The organism is Asanoa ferruginea, assembly GCF_003387075.1.
Classification (GTDB): Bacteria; Actinomycetota; Actinomycetes; order Mycobacteriales; family Micromonosporaceae; genus Asanoa; species Asanoa ferruginea.
Map to the genome: position 1 here is coordinate 8963538 of NZ_QUMQ01000001.1, position 15757 is coordinate 8979294.

Below are 15757 nucleotides of genomic sequence, written 5' to 3' on the forward strand. Positions count from 1 at the left end.
CGCGGCCCGGATCGGGTGACTTAAGGCCGGCTTAGTCGATCAACCGGCGGCCGGCGCCGGCAGGTAAGGGCAGCACGCTGCCTCGATGCGTGCGGGACCGGTCCGGCCGGGCCGGCGCGACAACCCGGCAGGCCACGGGCCTAAGCAACCGGCACAGGAAAACTTAAGGACCGGCTAAGCGCTAACAATGTCGCGCGGCAAGTAACTCTTCGGCGTCGATCCCTCTCAGATGATGGACGTCACCTTGACGCGGCCGTCGCGGTATCCCATCCTTCCTATCAATCAAGTAGGAAAACCATGGATTGGATGGCGCGATGAGACGTCTCCCCCTGCACCGGCTCGGCACGCTGGCCACCGTCGCGATCGTGGCCGCCGCGACGCTCGGGACCGCCGCCGCCTGCGGCAGTGGCGACGACAGCGGCGACGGCGCCTCCACCGGGAAACCGGTGACGCTCCGGCTCGGCTACTTCCCGAACATCACGCACGCGCCGGCCATCGTCGGCGTGGAGAAGGGCATCTTCGCCGACAAGCTCGGCAGCAACGTCACGTTGGAGACCAAGACCTTCAACGCCGGCCCGGAGGCGGTCGAGGCGATCTTCTCCGGCGCCCTGGACGCCACCTACATCGGTCCGAACCCGACGGTCAACGCGCACTCCAAGTCGAAGGGCGAGGCCGTCCGGGTGGTCTCCGGTGCCGCGTCCGGCGGCGTCGCGCTGGTGGTCAAGCCCGACATCACCTCGGTCGAGGGCCTGCGCGGCAAGAAGATCGCGACACCCCAGCTCGGCAACACGCAGGACGTCGCGGTGCGCTACTGGCTCAAGGAGAAGGGCCTGACCACGACGAAGGAGGGCGGCGGCGACGTCAGCATCGTGCCGCAGGCCAACTCGCAGACCCTGGAGACCTTCCGCAGCGGCGCGATCGACGGCGCCTGGGTGCCCGAGCCGTTCGTCTCCCAGCTCGTCAACGCCGGCGGCAAGGTGCTGGTCGACGAGCGCGACCTGTGGCCGGGCGGCCAGTTCGTGATCACCAACCTGATCGTCAGCACGAAGTTCCTCAAGGAACACCCCGACGTCGTCAAGAACCTCGTCGCGGGCCAGGTCGCGGCCAACGACTTCGTCAACCAGAAGCCCGACGAGGCGCAGCAGGCGATCTCCGACCACATCGGCAAGATCACCGGCAAGCCGCTGGACCTCAAGCTGATCAAGCAGGCCTGGCCGACCCTGAAGTTCACCGACGACCCGATCGCGTCGTCGCTCAAGACCGGGCTCGACCACGCGGTCGCCGTCGGCCTCACCGAGCCGGTCGACCTGGCCGGGCTCTACGACCTGAGCTACCTCAACGAGGCGCTCAAGGCCGACGGCCAGGCCGAGGTCCCCCTGCCATGACCAGCACGACGACCACCCCCGGGAGCGCGACCGCCGCGGTCGCGCTCTCGGGCGTGACCAAGGTGTACGGCGCGGGCGCGGACGCCGTCGTGGCGCTCGATCGGGTTTCCCTCGACGTGGCGCCGGGCGAGTTCGTCTGTCTCGTCGGCGCATCGGGCTGCGGCAAGAGCACGCTGCTCAACCTCGTCGCGGGCCTCGACACGGTCAGCGGCGGCGGCATCCGGGTGGCCGGCGACGCGTCGCCCGGGCTGATGTTCCAGGAGCCGGCGCTGTTCCCGTGGCTGACCGTCAACGCCAACGTCGAGCTGCCCCTCAAGCTGCGCGGCGTCCCGTCGGCGCAGCGCAAGGCCCGGGTCGCGGAGCTGCTCGACACCGTGCACCTGGGCGAGTTCGGCAAGCGCCGGCCGCACCAGCTCTCCGGCGGCATGCGGCAGCGGGTGGCGCTGGCCCGCACGCTGGCCCTGGACACCCCGGTGCTGCTGATGGACGAGCCGTTCGGCGCGCTCGACGCGATGACCCGCGACATCCTGCACGACGAGCTCGAACGGTTGTGGACCTCGCGCAAAGCCGCGGGACGCCCGCTGACGGTGCTGTTCGTGACCCACAACGTGCGCGAGGCGGCCCGGCTCGCTGACCGCATCGTGCTGCTGTCCAGCCGGCCGGGCCGGGTCATCTACGAGACCGACGTCGAGATCGCCCGCCCGCGGCGCATCGACTCCGCCGAAGTGGCGACCATCGCCGCCGAGGTGACCGACCGGCTCCGCGCGGAGGTGGGACGCCATGGCCACTGACAATCTCGTCGCCCAGAACGAGACCATCTCCGGTCTCGACGCGCTCGAGACCGCCACCCGCCAGAAGGTGCCCGGCCGGGCGGCCCGGATCTGGTCGCTGACCTGGCCGAAGCTCACCGCGCTGGCGCTCGTGCTGGCGGTTTGGCAGGCGCTGGTCTGGGCGGAGTGGCGGCCGGAGTATGCGTTGCCGGCCCCCCTCACCGTCGCGCAGGACTTCTGGGCGTGGGCCAACACCTCAGCGCTCTGGGAAGGTCTGCTCATCACCTTGCGGCGCGCCGCCTACGGTTTCGGTGCCTCGGTCGTCGTCGGGCTGGTGCTCGGCTCCGCGGTCGCGCGGATCAAGGTGCTGCGGGCCGCGCTCGGCTCGATGATCACCGCGCTGCAGACCATGCCGTCGATCGCCTGGTTCCCGCTGGCGATCCTGCTCTTCCAGCTCAACGAGCAGGCGATCTTCTTCGTCGTCGTGCTGGGCGCGGCGCCGTCGATCGCCAACGGCGTGATCCATGGCGTCGACTACGTGCCACCGTTGCTGGTGCGGGCCGGCCGCAACCTGGGTGCCCGCGGGTTCAGCCTCTACCGCTATGTCATCGCACCGGCCGCGCTGCCGGCCATCGTGGCCGGGCTCAAGCAGGGTTGGGCGTTCGCCTGGCGCAGCCTGATGGCCGGTGAGCTGCTCGTGATCATCTCCAAGTCGACGTCGATCGGCGTGCAACTGACCTTCGCGCGCGACTTCTCCGACGCGCCGCGGGTGATCAGCGTGATGATCCTCATCCTGATCCTCGGTCTCGTCGTCGACCTGGTGTTCACCAAGGCCGACCAAGCGATCCGGCGTCGCTGGGGTCTGCTGGACCGGCACTGATGCAGGTCTCGGCCCGCACCGACTACGCGGTGCGCGCGATGCTCGCGGTGGCCGACGCACCGGGCCGGGTCACCGCGGCCGCGCTGGCCCGCGCCCAGCAGATGCCGCCGGCGTTCCTCCAGAGCATCCTGGTCGACCTGCGCCGGGCCGGGCTGCTGCACGGCCAGCGCGGCGGCGAGGGCGGGTATGCGCTGACCCGCCCCGCCGCCGAGATCTCGGTCGGCGACGTGGTGCGCGCGGTGAACGGCGCGCTGACCACCGTGCGTGGCCTGCCGACCGAGACCGCCGGCTACCCCGCGTCGGCCGCCGGGCTGCGCGACGTCTGGCTGGCCGTGCACGACCGGATCGCCGACATCGTCGACCGGACCACGCTCGCCGACCTGCTCAGGCCGGCACCGGCCGGGCCGCCCGCCGGTCCGCGGCCAGCCGGGGCAGCAGGAACTCACCCACCCGGTAGGCCTCTTCCAGGTGCGGCCAGCCCGACAGGATGAACTCGTCGATGCCGAGGGCGGCATACTCGCGGATCCGCTCCTCGACGTCGGCGTAGCTGCCCACCAGCGCGGTGCCCGCGCCCTCGCGGACCAGGCCGACACCGGCCCACAGGTTCGGTGCGATCTCCAGATCGGTCGACCGTCCGTTGTGGAGGCCGGCCATCCGCCGCTGGCCGACCGAGTCCATCCGGGCGAAGCGGGCCTGCGCCGCCGCGATCTGCGCCGGCTGCATCCCCGCCAGCAACCGGTCGGCCTCGCCCCAAGCCTCCTCGGCGGTCTCCCGGGCGATCACGTGCAGCCGGATGCCCAGCCGCAGGTTTTCCCTGGCCGCCTTGATCCGGGAGACCCGCTCGGCGATCGCGGCCGGCGGCTCGCCCCACATCAGGTAGACGTCGGCGTGCGCGGCGGCGACCCGCTCGGCCGCCGGTGAGGCGCCGCCGAAGTAGATCGGCGGTGGGTCGGTCAGCGGCGTCACCAGGCCGCCACCCTCGACCCGGTAGTGGTCGCCGGTGAAGTCGAACGGTGCGCCGGCCCACGAGCGACGGAGCACGTCCAGGAATTCGGCGGTGCGGTCATAGCGCTGGTCGTGGTCGAGGAAGTCGCCGTACCCCCGTTGCTCCTTGGGGTCTCCTCCGGTGACGGCGTTGAGCAGCAATCGGTTGCCGCTAACAGCCTGGAACGCCTGCGTCTGCTGCGCGAACAGGGTGGGCACGGTGAAGCCGGGCCGGAACGCGACCAGCAGCTTGATCCGGTCGGTGTGCTGTGCGACCGCGGTGCAGACCACGAGCGGGTCCGGGCACCCGTCGCCGACCGGGGTGAGCAGGGCACCGAACCCGCTGTCCTCGGCGGCGCGGGCGACCTGGGTCAGATAGCCGAGGGTGGCCGGCCGGTCCGGCCCACGACCGGGGTCGGCCCCGGTCGTGGTCGTGGCCGGCCGCACCTGATGGCCGTCGCCCCTGGTGGGCAGAAACCAGTGGAAGCGCATGCCGCTCAGACCGTGAAGTCGGCGAAGAGGAGGGCGGCCAGGGCGAGGGCCAGGCCGATGTTGACCACGGTCGCGCTGGCGAAGACCGCGATCGGGCGCCAGCCGGCCTCGCGCAGGGCGGTCAGCCGGAACTCCAGGCCGATGCTGACGAACGCCAGGATCAGGAACCAGGTGCGGAAGTTGGTCGCGACCGCCTGCGCGGCCGTGTTGTCGGCGGCGCTGACGGAGTTGGCGAACCAGGTGCCGATCACCGACGCGGCGACGAAGCCGAGCACGAACTTGGGGAACCGGCGCCAGAGTTCGATCGCGCCGGGGCGGGCCGCGTCTTCGGTGCGTTCGACCTTGAACGCGAACCACGCGGTCAGCGCGACGGCCACGATGCCGATCAGCGCGTTCTGGGTGACCTTGACGATCGTCGCGATCTTCAGCGCGTCTTCGCCGGCCAGCGTGCCGGCTGCGGTCACCGCCGCGGTGGTGTCGATGTTGCCGCCGATCCAGGCGCCGGCCACCGCGTCGGAGAGCCCGAACACGTCGGCCAGCCAGGGCAGCAGGAAGATCGAGGGCAGGGCGAACAGGATGACCAGGCTCGCGGCGTACGCGAGTTGCTCGCGCTTGGCCCGCACCGCGCCGGCCGCCGCGATCGCCGCGCTGACACCGCAGATCGAGACCGCCGAGGCGAGCAGGGCGCGGAGCTTGTCGTCGAGGCCGAGTTTCCCGCCGAGCCACCAGGTGAACAGGAAGACCCCGGAGATCAGCAGCAGCGCCTGGACGATCGCCGGGCCGGCCGCGGTGACCAGCAGCGAGAGGTTGATCGAGACGCCGAGCAGGACCAGGCCGGTCTTGATGAAGAACTCGGTGCGGAACGCCGGTGCCAGCCGGTCGCGGACGCCGGTGGCGCTCAGCACCGCGTTGCCGAGCAGGCCGATGACGATCGCGTAGACCGGGTATTCGACCGACTTCGCGATCCGCTTGAGGCTGGTGTCGGCGAGCCAGACCGACACGTTCTTGTCGAGGTATTTGGTCAGCCAGGCCAGGGCGAGCACCAGCACCAGACCGGCGCCCACCCACGCCCAGTTGACGTTTCGCTCGTCCGTCTCGACCGGCGCCAGCGCCTCGGTCTCGTTGACGGTGGTCATTGCAGGATTCCCTGGCTGATCACGCCGGTCAGGATCAGCACCAGCAACACGAGGCCGACGACGGTCGCCGCCCAGTCTTCGCTGATGCGCGTGGGTCTACTCATGGCGCCTCTCCCTCTTATCCTATCGGATTGATAGGGTAACGATGGATCGATGCCTGGGGCAATCCCGATTTCGGTCCTCAGGCGGCGTGATGTGCCGGCACGGCGGCCAACCGACCGCCGATGGCGTAGGCCTGGTCGCGGATCTCGGGGATCGCCGTGGTCTCCCACCAGCGGCCGCGGCGCAGGCTGCCCACCACGTAGAGGCCCTCGGTCGGGAGGCTGTGCCGGCCAACCGGGCGGCCGGCGGCGTCGACATCGATGCCCAGGGCCAGCGGGTCGGCCCGCGCCAGCCCGTCGGCGACCAGCGAGCGGACCAGCGGAAGGCCGGCCGGGTGGCCCGGTCCGGTGCAGTTGACCACGGCGTCGAAGGTCCACCGGCCACCGGCCAGCCCCACCTCGAAGCCGGGCGGGACGGACCGGATCTCGCTCACCCGGCCGGCCGCCACGACCAGCGCGCGAGCCTCCCGCGCGGCCGCGATGGTGGCCGCCACCTCGGGTGCGCAGCGGTGCCGGTGCACCTCCCAGTAGCGGGCGAGGTGGCGCAGGAACCGCTGCTGTTCCTGCAGGGTCAGGCCGGCCCACACCTGGTCGACCCGCGGCCGGAGGGCGTCCACCGTGGCCCGCCAGTCGGCGCTGCCGCGCACCTCGCGCAGCAAACCGCGCAGCCCGGGCGGGGCGCTCTCCCAGGCCCGGACCGGAGCCGGCGTGGGCAGGTCGGTGTGCGCGCGGGGCAGCAGGCCGTGCCGGGAGACGGCGACGATCTGGCCGGTGTGGCCCCGGGAGAGCAGGGTGAGCACCGCGTCGACGGCGGTCAGGCCGGTGCCGAGCAACAGCACCCGATCCGCGGGCCGCACCCGGTCGAGGGCTCCCGGCGACCAGGGCACCGGAACGTAGCCGGGCGCGCGCCGCACGCCGACCGTCGCGGCCGAGGGGAAGACCGGCGGTGGCGGGCCCAGGGCCAGCACCACCGCGGACGCCGGGCGGGTCGTGCCGTCACTGAGCTCGACGGCCCAGGCCGATCCCGCCGGACGGACCCGCACCGCACGCCGGGCGAGGTGCCGCACCGCTCCTAGGCGGTCGGCGAGGTAGGCACCATAGGTGCCGCGGGGAAGGAACGCGTCGGGTCGACATCGGGCCCAGGTGGCGAAATCACCGGGGTCGGCGGGGTCGACCGACATCGACCCGGCCCGCGAGTTGAGCAGGTGGCGGGGCTCCCGCGTCGCGTAGGCCGAGCCCGGACCCAGCCGCGCGGCCGGATCCACGATGGTCGCCGCGCGACCCAGAGCCAGTGCCGTCAGCGCCCCGGCGGGGCCGCCACCGATGATCACGGTGTCCATCGCCATCGCCACCCTTCAAATCCCATCTGCATTGTAGGTTATCGGCGAAGGCACACCAAGGACTCATACTGCTTCCCGTGAGTTGGCTGGAAATCGCGACGCTCGCCGGCCTCGGCGCGTTCCACGGCCTCAACCCCGGCATGGGTTGGCTGTTCGCGGTGGCGATCGGGGTGCAGGAGCGCTCGGCCCTCGCGGTGCTCCGCGCCCTCGTGCCGATCGCCGCCGGCCACGCGTTGTCGGTGCTCGCCGTCGCCGCGCTGGTCGAAGGACTGCGGTCGGTGCTGGCCACCCGGGTGGTCGCGATCGCCGGCGGGCTGGTGATGGTCGGGTTCGGACTGTGGCGGGCACTGTCCAAGCGGCACTTCACCTGGGCCGGCATGCGCCTGACGCCGTGGCAGCTCACCGGCTGGTCGTTCCTGATGTCGTCCGTACACGGTGCGGGTCTGATGTTGGTGCCCGTCCTCGTGGCCAATCCCCCGCCGGGCCTGCACCACGACCACGCGCTGCACGCCCCGGCGGATCCGGGAGCGCTGCTCTGGCAGGGACTCGCCGCGACCGCGGTGCACACCGTCGCGATGGTCGCGGTGGCGGGCGCGATCGGCCTGCTGGTCTACCGGGTGCTCGGGCTCGACGCGCTGCGGCGGGCCTGGGTCAACCTCGACCTGGTCTGGGCGGTGGCGCTGATCGGCTCCGGCGCGGCGGCGGTGGCGCTCACCATTTAGCGACAAGATGGATAAGTGACGCAGAACGACCACTCGCACAGCGACGCGTTCGCGACCCAGGAAGGCCGGTGGGCGCAACTCGCCGAGGAGCGGCTGTCGCTGTTCCGCCACGACGAGGAGATCGAGCGGGGCCTGGCCTTCGGCCTGCCGGGCTCGCCCACGCTGGTCGACCGGACCATCCCGACGTTCTCCAGGGGCGAACTGCCGCACTTCGCGGGCGAGCGCGGCACCTTCCTCAACTGCCCCTACCTGGAAGACGTCAACGCCGTCGCCGACGCCGAGGTCGCGGTCTTCGGCGCGCCGCTGGACTCGGGTGCCACCTACCGGCCGGGTGCGCGGTTCGGCCCGCAGGGCATCCGGCGCTCGACGAACCTGTTCGGCACCTACTGCTACGAGTTGGGTGTCGACCTGCGCGAGCAGCTCAACATGGTCGACATCGGCGACGTGTTCACCATCCCGGGCAACCTGGAGAAGTCGTTCGACCAGATCAGCCAGGCGATCTCCCATGTGTACGCCCGCGGCGTGTTCCCGGTCGTGCTGGGCGGCGACCACTCGATCGGCTACCCGACGATCCGGGGCATCGCGCCACACGTCGACGGGAACATCGGCATCATCCACTTCGACCGGCACGTCGACACCCAGGAGACCGACCTCGACGAGCGGATGCACACGACGCCGTGGTTCCACGCGACCAACCTCGCCAACGCGCCGGCGACCAACCTGGTCCAGGTCGGCATTGGCGGCTGGCAGTCGCCGCGGGCCGGCGTCAAGGTCGGCCGGGAACGGGGCACCACGATCATCACGGTCGGCGACGTCGAGCGGGTCGGCATCGAGAAGGTCGCCGAGGTGGCGCTGGAGACGGCCTGGAAGGGCGCCAAGGCGGTCTACCTGTCGTTCGACATCGACGTGATCGACGCCGGCTTCGTCCCGGGCACGGGCTGGCCCGAGCCCGGCGGGCTGCTGCCGCGCGAGGCGCTCAACCTCGTCCGCCGGATCGCCGCGCCCGGGCTCGCCGGGCTTGAGGTGGTCGAGTGCGCGCCGCCCTACGACTGGGCCGAGCAGACCGCGCTGCTGAGTTCCCGAGTGGTGCTCGACTCGCTCGCGGTGCTGGTGCGCGAGGGCCGGCTCGGCCGCCGGGCCGCCGCCACGGACCGGCACGCCTGGGGTCCCGCGGTCACCCCTTGAGCGAGCCGGTGCGCTTGGTCGTCGGGTCGGTCGCGACGCAGGTGACGCCCCGGTCGCCGTTGGTCCAGGAGAGCTGGCTCGGGTGCAGGTAGAACAGCTCGACCTTGTCGTCGGCGACGGACGAGGGCGCGTAGTTCTCGAACTGCTTCAGGCATTCCTGCTGAGCCTGCCGGCCGAGTTCCTCGTCGCCGGGGAACGGGCCGGCGGGCAACTGGAAGATCGCGAAGACCTCGCCCTCGTGCGGCTGCTCGCAGGGCAGCACCGGCAACCCCTCGAGGTCGTCGCTCTCGCGCAGGTCGTCGACGCAGTGGCCGACGGCGAGTTTGGCCGCCGACACCTCGCCGCCGGACGACGAGCCGCCCGATCCGCCGAGCGCGACGGCCGCGCCGACCACTGCCGCCACCACGATCACCACCGCGAAGAGCAGGCCGAAGACGAGCAGGCCACGCGCCGGGGCGGGCGGGGGCGACTGGGCCGAATCCACGCGCGGGAAAGTAGCACCGTGGGCCGGGCCGGGCGAGCCTTGTGACACGATCGCGGCCATGTTGCGCAGCGTCCACGACCGGGCCGAGCTTGCCGCGTTGCTCCGCAAGGACGCCGCTCTGCACGCCTACGAGTTGGGCGACCTGGACGACTTCTTCTGGCCCTACACGACCTGGTACCGCCACGGCGAGACGGTCGCGCTGATCTACCACGGGCTGGCGACGCCCACCCTGCTCGCGTTCGGCCCGGACGAGCCGCTGCGCGCGCTGCTGACCCGGCTGCTGCCGCTGCTGCCGCGCACGTTCTACGCGCACCTGTCCCCCGGCGCCGGCGACACCCTGGCGCCGGCGTTTCGCCGCGGCTACGGCGGGCCGCACCACAAGATGGTCCTGGGCGACATCCGCGGCCCGGCGGAGGGCGAGCCGCTCGGGCCTGGCGACGCCGGTGAGCTGGAAGCGCTCTACGCGGCGGCGTACCCGGGAAACTGGTTCGATCGCCGAATGCTGGAGACCGGCCAGTACGTCGGCGTCCGGCGCGACGGCCGGGTCGTCGCGGTCGCCGGCGTGCACGTCTGGTCGCCGGCCTACCGGGTCAGCGCGATCGGCAACGTCACCGTGCACCCGGAGCACCGCGGCCAGGGGCTGGCCCAGCGGGTCACCGCCGCGCTGTGCCACCGGCTGCGCGAGACCACCGACGTGGTCACCCTCAACGTCAAGGCCGACAACGCCGCCGCCATCGCCGCCTACGAGCGGATCGGTTTCACGATCGCCGGCGACTACGAAGAGGCCACCTTTGTTTCGACCGGCGCCGAAAGGTCCCGCACCTAGGTTGACGGCGTGAAAACCGCTGCCGCCATCGCCACCACCGTCTTCCTCTGGGCCTCGGCGTTCGTCGCCATCCGCCACGTCGGTGCCGACGTGCGCCCGGGCGCGCTCGCCCTCGGCCGGCTGCTCGTCGCCGCGGCCGTGCTCGGCGCGCTGGTCGCGGTCCGCCGACCGCGCTGGCCGGACCGCCGCGCCTGGCCGCGCCTGGTGCTCTGCGGCGTCGCCTGGCTCGGCGTCTACAACGTCGCGCTCAACGCGGCCGAGCGGCGGGTCGACGCCGGCACCGCGGCCATGGTGGTCAACCTCGGGCCGGTGCTGATCGCGGCCCTCGCCGGGCTGTTCCTGGGCGAGGGCTTCCCGCGGACCCTGCTGCTCGGGCTGGCCACCGCATTCGCCGGGACCGTGCTGATCGGCGTCGCCGCGGCCGGCGACGCCCGGGCCGACCCGTGGGGCGTGGTGCTGTGCCTGGTCGCCGCGGTCGGCTACGCGGTCGGGGTGGTCGCGCAGAAGCCGCTGCTGGCCGGGGCCGACGCGCTGCCGGTCACCTTCCTGGCCACGCTGGTGGCCACCGTCTGCTGCCTGCCCTTCGCCGGCCAACTCGTGACCGACGTCGCCGCGCATCCGGCCGCCGCCGGCTGGCTGGTCTACCTCGGCGCCGGGCCGACCGCGCTGGCGTTCACCACCTGGGCGTACGCGCTGGCCCGCACCGGTGCCGGCCGGCTGGGCGCCACGACCTACCTCGTACCCCCGCTGGTGGTGCTGCTGGCGTGGGCGCTGCTCGGCGAGGTGCCGGCGGCGCTCGCGCTCGGCGGCGGTCTGCTCTGCCTGGCCGGTGTCGCGGCCACCCGGTCAAAGCGCTTGACCCTCACGCCACGGCAGGGTGTTTCGTGGCGGACGGAAAGGGGGTGAGCGGGCGATGAGCTACTCGGTGAGCCGGGTCGCCGGGCTGGCCGGCGTGACGGTGCGGACCCTGCACCACTACGACGAGATCGGGCTGCTGGTGCCGAGCGACCGGACGTCGGCCGGCTACCGGATCTACACAGACGCCGACCTGGAGCGGTTGCAGCAGATCCGCTTCTACCGCGAGTTGGGCTTCGGTCTCGACGAGATCGCCACGCTGCTCGACACCGCCGATCCACGGGAGCACTTCCGCCGCCAGCACCGGTTGCTGACCGAGCGGATCAAGAAACTGGCCGAGATGGTCACCGCCATCGAGTTCGCAATGGAGGCACAGAAAGTGGGTGTCAACCTGACGCCGGAGGAGCGGTTCGAGGTCTTCGGTGACTTCGAGCCCGACGACCACGCCGACGAGGCACGGGAACGCTGGGGCGACACGGACGCCTACGCCGAGTCGCAGCGCCGCACCAGCCGCTACAGCAAGGCCGACTGGCAGCGGTTCCGCACCGAGAGCGACGACTGGGGCCGCCGGCTCGCCGCCGTGATGGACGCCGGGCAGCCGGCCACCGGGAGCGCGGCGATGGACCTCGCCGAGGAGCACCGGCAGCAGATCGGCCGCTGGTTCTACGAATGCTCGTACGAGCTCCACACCGGGCTCGCCGACATGTATGTGAACGACCCGCGGTTCACCGCGACCTACGAGAAGATCAAGCCGGGAATGGCGCGGTTCCTCAACGAGGCGATCCACGCCAACGCGGTGGCCAGGTCCTAACCTTGGCCGCATGACTGGTCGCGCCGTCGAAGCGCTGGAGAACGCCGGAGTCGCGCACCGGGTCGTCAGCCACGGCCCGGTGCGCAGCCTCGCCGAGGCCGCCGCGGCCCGCGGTGTCGCGATCCCCGACGTCGTGAAGACGATCGTGGTGCGGCGCGGCGAGGGCGACTACGTCTTCGTGCTCGTGCCGGGCGACCGGGTGATCTCCTGGCCCAAGCTGCGCGCCCTGCTCGGGGTGAGCCGGCTGTCGATGCCCGACGCGGCGACCGCGTTCGACGCGACCGGCTACGAGCGCGGCACGATCACGCCGTTCGGCTCGCTGGTCCCCTGGCCGGTGGTCGCCGACGAGCGGATGGCCGGGCGGGAGATCACGCTGGGTGCGGGCGAGCACGGCGTCGCCGTCGCGGTCGATGCCGACACCGCCCTGCGCGCGCTCGATGCGAGGATTGCTGACGTCTCCGATCCGGAACAAACAGAGCGATAACCCACCGTTTCCGGAGAGTTCAGGCGGAAGCGATACGGTCGGAAGAGGCGTCCGTCCCACATCGGCGCGCGCCGCTCCGTCTCGGGCGGCCGGGCCGGTAGCGTTCTGCGGGGCGCCGACGGCGGCGACACCGACGCGACACCGACCACGCCTGAACACCGAGGGGTACGCATGAACGGCGACCTTGGCCCGACCAGCGAGATCCGGATCAACGGAGACGGCGACGGCGATCGCAAGGCGCCGCCCGGGGTCGTGGTGATCTTCGGGGCGTCCGGTGACCTCACCGAGCGCAAGCTGATGCCGGCGCTGGCCCGGCTCGCCCAATACAAGCGCCTGCCCGACGAGTTCCGGCTCGTCGGCGTCGCCCGCAGCCACCTGTCCGACGACGAGTTCCGGCAGCGCTTCCCCGCCGGGCCGGCCGCCGAGGCGCCGGGGCTGGTGGAGAACATGCGCTACCTGAGCGGCGACTACGACAACCCGGACACCTTCCACCGGCTGCGTGACCTGCTCGACAGCTTCGACCGCGACGCCGGCACGGCCGGCAACCGGCTGTTCTACCTGGCCACCCCGCCGCAGGCGTTCGTACCCATAATCGAGAACCTGACCGCGGCGGGGCTCAACCAGCCCGGCACGCCCAACGGCTCGGCCCGCCTGGTGATCGAGAAGCCCTACGGCCACGACGAGGCCAGCGCGCGCGACCTCGACCACCGGATCCACGCCGGGTTCGAAGAGGACCAGGTCTTCCGGATCGACCACTACCTCGGCAAAGACACCGTGCAGAACGTGATGGCCCTGCGCTTCGCCAACACGATCTTCCAGCCGATCTGGAACCGCACCTGGATCGACCAGGTGCAGATCACGGTCGCCGAGACGCTCGGCGTCGGCAGCCGGGGCGGCTTCTACGAGCACGCCGGCGCGATGCGCGACATCGTGCAGAACCACGTGCTCCAGGTGCTCGCGCTGGCCCTGATGGAGCCGCCGGCCTCGTTCGCGCCGGAGGCGCTGCGCAACGAGAAGGTCAAGCTGCTCCAGTCGATCCGGCACCCGGCCGACGGCGACATCGACAAGATCGCGGTGCGCGGGCAATACACCCGCGGCGGCACCAGCGGCGACCTGATGCCCGGCTACCGCGACGAGCAGGGCGTCGACCCGCTGTCGCGGACGGAGACCTACGCGGCGATGCGGCTCGACGTCGACAACTGGCGCTGGGCCGGCGTGCCGTTCTACGTGCGCACCGGCAAGCGGCTGCCGCGCCGGGTCACCGAGGTCGTGCTCCAGTTCACCCGCCCGCCCCACCTGCCGATCAGCGCGGCCCAGGTGACCGGGCTCCAGCCCGACGCGCTGATCCTGCGCATCCAGCCCGACGAGGGCATCACGCTGCGATTCGGCGCCAAGGTGCCCGGCCACTCGTTCCGGGTCCGCACGGCGACCATGGAGTTCTCCTACGAGTCGACGTTCCGCGAGGAGTCGCCGGAGGCCTACGAGCGGCTGCTGCTCGACGCGCTGGTCGGCGACCCGACGCTGTTCATCCGCTCCGACGAGGTGTTGCAGAGCTGGCGGATCGTCGACCCGATCATCGAGCACTGGGCCAACAGCCGCGGCCGGATCCCGCTCTACGAGGCGGCGTCCTGGGGCCCCGACGAGGCCGACCAGCTCCTCGCCCGCGACGGCCGCTCGTGGCACAACCCCGGTGGCCGCTGATGACATCGGTCTACGTGCTCAACGGACCCAACCTCAACCTGCTCGGCCTGCGCCGCCCCGAGGTCTACGGCACCGCGACGCTGGCCGACGTCGAGGACCTCTGCCGGGAAGAGGCCGGCAAGCTCGGGCTCGAACTCGAGTTCCTCCAGTCCAACCACGAGGGTCAACTGGTCGACTGGGTGCAGGAGGCCGGTGCCCGGGTCGCCGCCGGTGAGTGCATCGGCGCGGTGCTCAACGCCGGTGCCTACACCCACACGTCGATCGCGTTGCACGACGCGATCGAGGGCGCCAGCCTGCCGGTGATCGAAGTGCACATCTCCAACGTGTACGCCCGCGAGGAGTTCCGCCACCCGTCGTTCATCTCGCCGGTCGCCCGCGGCGTCGTGGTCGGCTTCGGCGTGCGCGGTTACCTGCTGGCCCTGCAGGGCCTAGTCGACCACGCCGGCCGCGCGTAGCGCCGCGGTCTCCTCGTCGGGCACGCCCAGCTCGGCCAGGATCGCCTTCGTGTGCTCACCGGGGGCCGGCGCCGTCGACGGCATCGGCGGCGCCGCCGGCACCTCGGCGGGGTCGGTCGCGAACCGGGGCGTCGGGGTCACCTGGGCCGCGCCGGCGTGCTCGGCCACCGGCGCGTAGAGCCCGCGGGCGGTCGCCTGCGCCGTGTGCGGTGCCTCCCCCGGCTCCAGCACCGGCGTCACGCACGCGTCGGCGTCGGCGAACAGCTCCGCCCACTCATCGCGGGTCGCGGTCGCGAACGCCGCGGTCAGCGCCGTGCGCAGCGCCGGCCAGCGGGACGGGTCGCGGTGGGCGCCCACCAGGTCCTCGTCGCCGTCGAGACCGAGGCCGGCGAGCAGGTTGAGGTAGAACCGGCGCTCGATCGAGCCGACCGCCACGTAGCCGCCGTCGGCGCAGCGGTAGACGTCGTAGTAGGGGCAGCCGGTGTCGATCAGGTTGGTGCCCCGCCGGTCGGACCAGAGCCCGCTCGCGCGTAGCCCCTGGAGCATCGCGAGCAGCGACGTGGTGCCGTCGTGCACGTTGGCGTCGACCACCCGGCCGCCGCCGGCCCACAGCGCGCACATGACGCCGTAGACCAGGAACATCGCGCCGCCGCCGAAGTCGCCGACCAGGTTGAGCGGCGGCTGCGGCGGCCCGCCGGCCCGGCCGATCGTGGCCAGCGCGCCGGTCAGGCTGATGTAGTTGATGTCGTGCCCGGCCGCGCCGGCCAGCGGGCCGGACTGCCCCCAGCCGCTCATCCGGGCGTAGACCAGGCCAGGTCGCACCGCGAGGCAGGGCACCGGCCCGATGCCGAGCCGCTCGGCCACCCCCGGCCGGAAGCTCTCCACCAGCACGTCGGCCCGGGCCACCAGGCGCAGCAGCAGCTCGACCCCGGCGGGCGTCTTGAGATCGAGCGCGATCGAGCGCCGGCCCCGGTCGATCACCGGGTTGAGCGGGTATTCGTCGGGCGGCCCGCCGATCCGGTCGACCCGGATCACGTCGGCGCCCATGTCGGCCAGCAGCATCACGGCGTAGGGCGCCGGACCGACCCCCGTGAGTTCCACGACACTCAGGCCGGTGAGCGGACCCCTGGACATGCGCGGATGGCC

The 15757-nt window shown here is 72.1% G+C and carries 17 protein-coding genes; 12 read left to right on the forward strand and 5 right to left on the reverse strand.

Features of this window, described 5'->3' with window-relative positions; genetic code table 11:
- Positions 1-314: 314 nt before the first annotated feature.
- From DFJ67_RS41640 to DFJ67_RS41655, 4 genes are read left to right on the forward strand one after another with little or no spacing between them, the layout of a single operon-like run.
- Positions 315-1385, forward strand: coding sequence for an ABC transporter substrate-binding protein (locus tag DFJ67_RS41640; protein WP_116075204.1), 1071 nt, complete (start codon positions 315-317; stop codon positions 1383-1385).
- Positions 1382-2176, forward strand: a complete 795-nt coding sequence (locus DFJ67_RS41645) for an ABC transporter ATP-binding protein (RefSeq protein WP_116075206.1) — start codon at positions 1382-1384, stop codon at positions 2174-2176. Before DFJ67_RS41640 ends, DFJ67_RS41645 begins: the two co-directional genes overlap by 4 nt.
- On the forward strand, positions 2166-3035 hold the full coding sequence (locus DFJ67_RS41650; RefSeq protein WP_116075208.1) for an ABC transporter permease: 870 nt from the start codon (positions 2166-2168) through the stop codon (positions 3033-3035). The genes DFJ67_RS41645 and DFJ67_RS41650 overlap by 11 nt, the downstream gene beginning before the upstream one ends.
- Positions 3035-3526: an RrF2 family transcriptional regulator gene (locus DFJ67_RS41655; RefSeq protein ID WP_116075210.1), complete on the forward strand. Its 492-nt coding sequence runs from the start codon at positions 3035-3037 to the stop codon at positions 3524-3526. Before DFJ67_RS41650 ends, DFJ67_RS41655 begins: the two co-directional genes overlap by 1 nt.
- Here DFJ67_RS41655 and DFJ67_RS41660 read toward each other — a convergent pair.
- The 3 genes from DFJ67_RS41660 to DFJ67_RS41670 all read right to left on the reverse strand — a co-directional run bounded on the left by DFJ67_RS41660 (position 3420) and on the right by DFJ67_RS41670 (position 7088).
- Complete coding sequence (locus DFJ67_RS41660; RefSeq protein WP_116075212.1) at positions 3420-4511, reverse strand: LLM class flavin-dependent oxidoreductase; 1092 nt, start codon at positions 4509-4511, stop codon at positions 3420-3422. The two genes, DFJ67_RS41655 and DFJ67_RS41660, sit on opposite strands and share 107 nt — an antisense overlap.
- Before the next feature lie 5 nt (positions 4512-4516).
- Positions 4517-5647, reverse strand: coding sequence for a YeiH family protein (locus DFJ67_RS41665; RefSeq protein ID WP_116075214.1), 1131 nt, complete (start codon positions 5645-5647; stop codon positions 4517-4519).
- A gap of 181 nt (positions 5648-5828) precedes the next feature.
- On the reverse strand, positions 5829-7088 hold the full coding sequence (locus tag DFJ67_RS41670; protein ID WP_170216185.1) for an FAD/NAD(P)-binding protein: 1260 nt from the start codon (positions 7086-7088) through the stop codon (positions 5829-5831).
- 77 nt (positions 7089-7165) lie between these two features.
- Here DFJ67_RS41670 and DFJ67_RS41675 point away from each other — a divergent pair, with 77 nt between their 5' ends.
- Together DFJ67_RS41675 and DFJ67_RS41680 are read left to right on the forward strand one after the other, a co-directional pair.
- Positions 7166-7810 (forward strand): hypothetical protein, encoded by a 645-nt coding sequence (locus tag DFJ67_RS41675; protein WP_116075218.1) that lies wholly within the window; start codon positions 7166-7168, stop codon positions 7808-7810.
- A gap of 15 nt (positions 7811-7825) precedes the next feature.
- Positions 7826-8995 (forward strand): agmatinase family protein, encoded by a 1170-nt coding sequence (locus DFJ67_RS41680; RefSeq protein ID WP_203783239.1) that lies wholly within the window; start codon positions 7826-7828, stop codon positions 8993-8995.
- Here DFJ67_RS41680 and DFJ67_RS41685 read toward each other — a convergent pair.
- Positions 8985-9479: a septum formation family protein gene (locus DFJ67_RS41685; RefSeq protein WP_170216186.1), complete on the reverse strand. Its 495-nt coding sequence runs from the start codon at positions 9477-9479 to the stop codon at positions 8985-8987. The two genes, DFJ67_RS41680 and DFJ67_RS41685, sit on opposite strands and share 11 nt — an antisense overlap.
- Before the next feature lie 58 nt (positions 9480-9537).
- On the opposite strand from DFJ67_RS41685, the gene DFJ67_RS41690 reads away from it, so the two are divergent.
- From DFJ67_RS41690 to aroQ, 6 genes are all read left to right on the forward strand, one after another.
- A complete protein-coding gene (locus tag DFJ67_RS41690) occupies positions 9538-10305 on the forward strand; it encodes a GNAT family N-acetyltransferase (RefSeq protein ID WP_116075222.1) in 768 nt (255 codons plus the stop codon).
- A 9-nt stretch (positions 10306-10314) separates the two neighbouring features.
- The gene (locus DFJ67_RS41695) at positions 10315-11211 is read left to right on the forward strand and encodes a DMT family transporter (protein WP_116075225.1); all 897 of its coding nucleotides are present in this window, start codon (positions 10315-10317) and stop codon (positions 11209-11211) included.
- 7 nt (positions 11212-11218) lie between these two features.
- A complete protein-coding gene (locus DFJ67_RS41700; protein ID WP_116075227.1) occupies positions 11219-11971 on the forward strand; it encodes a MerR family transcriptional regulator in 753 nt (250 codons plus the stop codon).
- 10 nt (positions 11972-11981) lie between these two features.
- Entirely contained in the window at positions 11982-12455 is a 474-nt protein-coding gene (locus tag DFJ67_RS41705) for an aminoacyl-tRNA deacylase (protein WP_116075230.1), read from the forward strand.
- Between the two features lie 171 nt (positions 12456-12626).
- On the forward strand, positions 12627-14156 hold the full coding sequence (gene zwf / locus DFJ67_RS41710; RefSeq protein WP_116075232.1) for a glucose-6-phosphate dehydrogenase: 1530 nt from the start codon (positions 12627-12629) through the stop codon (positions 14154-14156).
- On the forward strand, positions 14156-14611 hold the full coding sequence (gene aroQ / locus DFJ67_RS41715; protein WP_116077288.1) for a type II 3-dehydroquinate dehydratase: 456 nt from the start codon (positions 14156-14158) through the stop codon (positions 14609-14611). Before zwf ends, aroQ begins: the two co-directional genes overlap by 1 nt.
- Here the strand turns inward: aroQ and DFJ67_RS41720 are convergent.
- On the reverse strand, positions 14585-15745 hold the full coding sequence (locus DFJ67_RS41720) for a CaiB/BaiF CoA transferase family protein (RefSeq protein WP_116075234.1): 1161 nt from the start codon (positions 15743-15745) through the stop codon (positions 14585-14587). The genes aroQ and DFJ67_RS41720 overlap by 27 nt on opposite strands.
- Between the last annotated feature and the right edge of the window lie 12 nt (positions 15746-15757).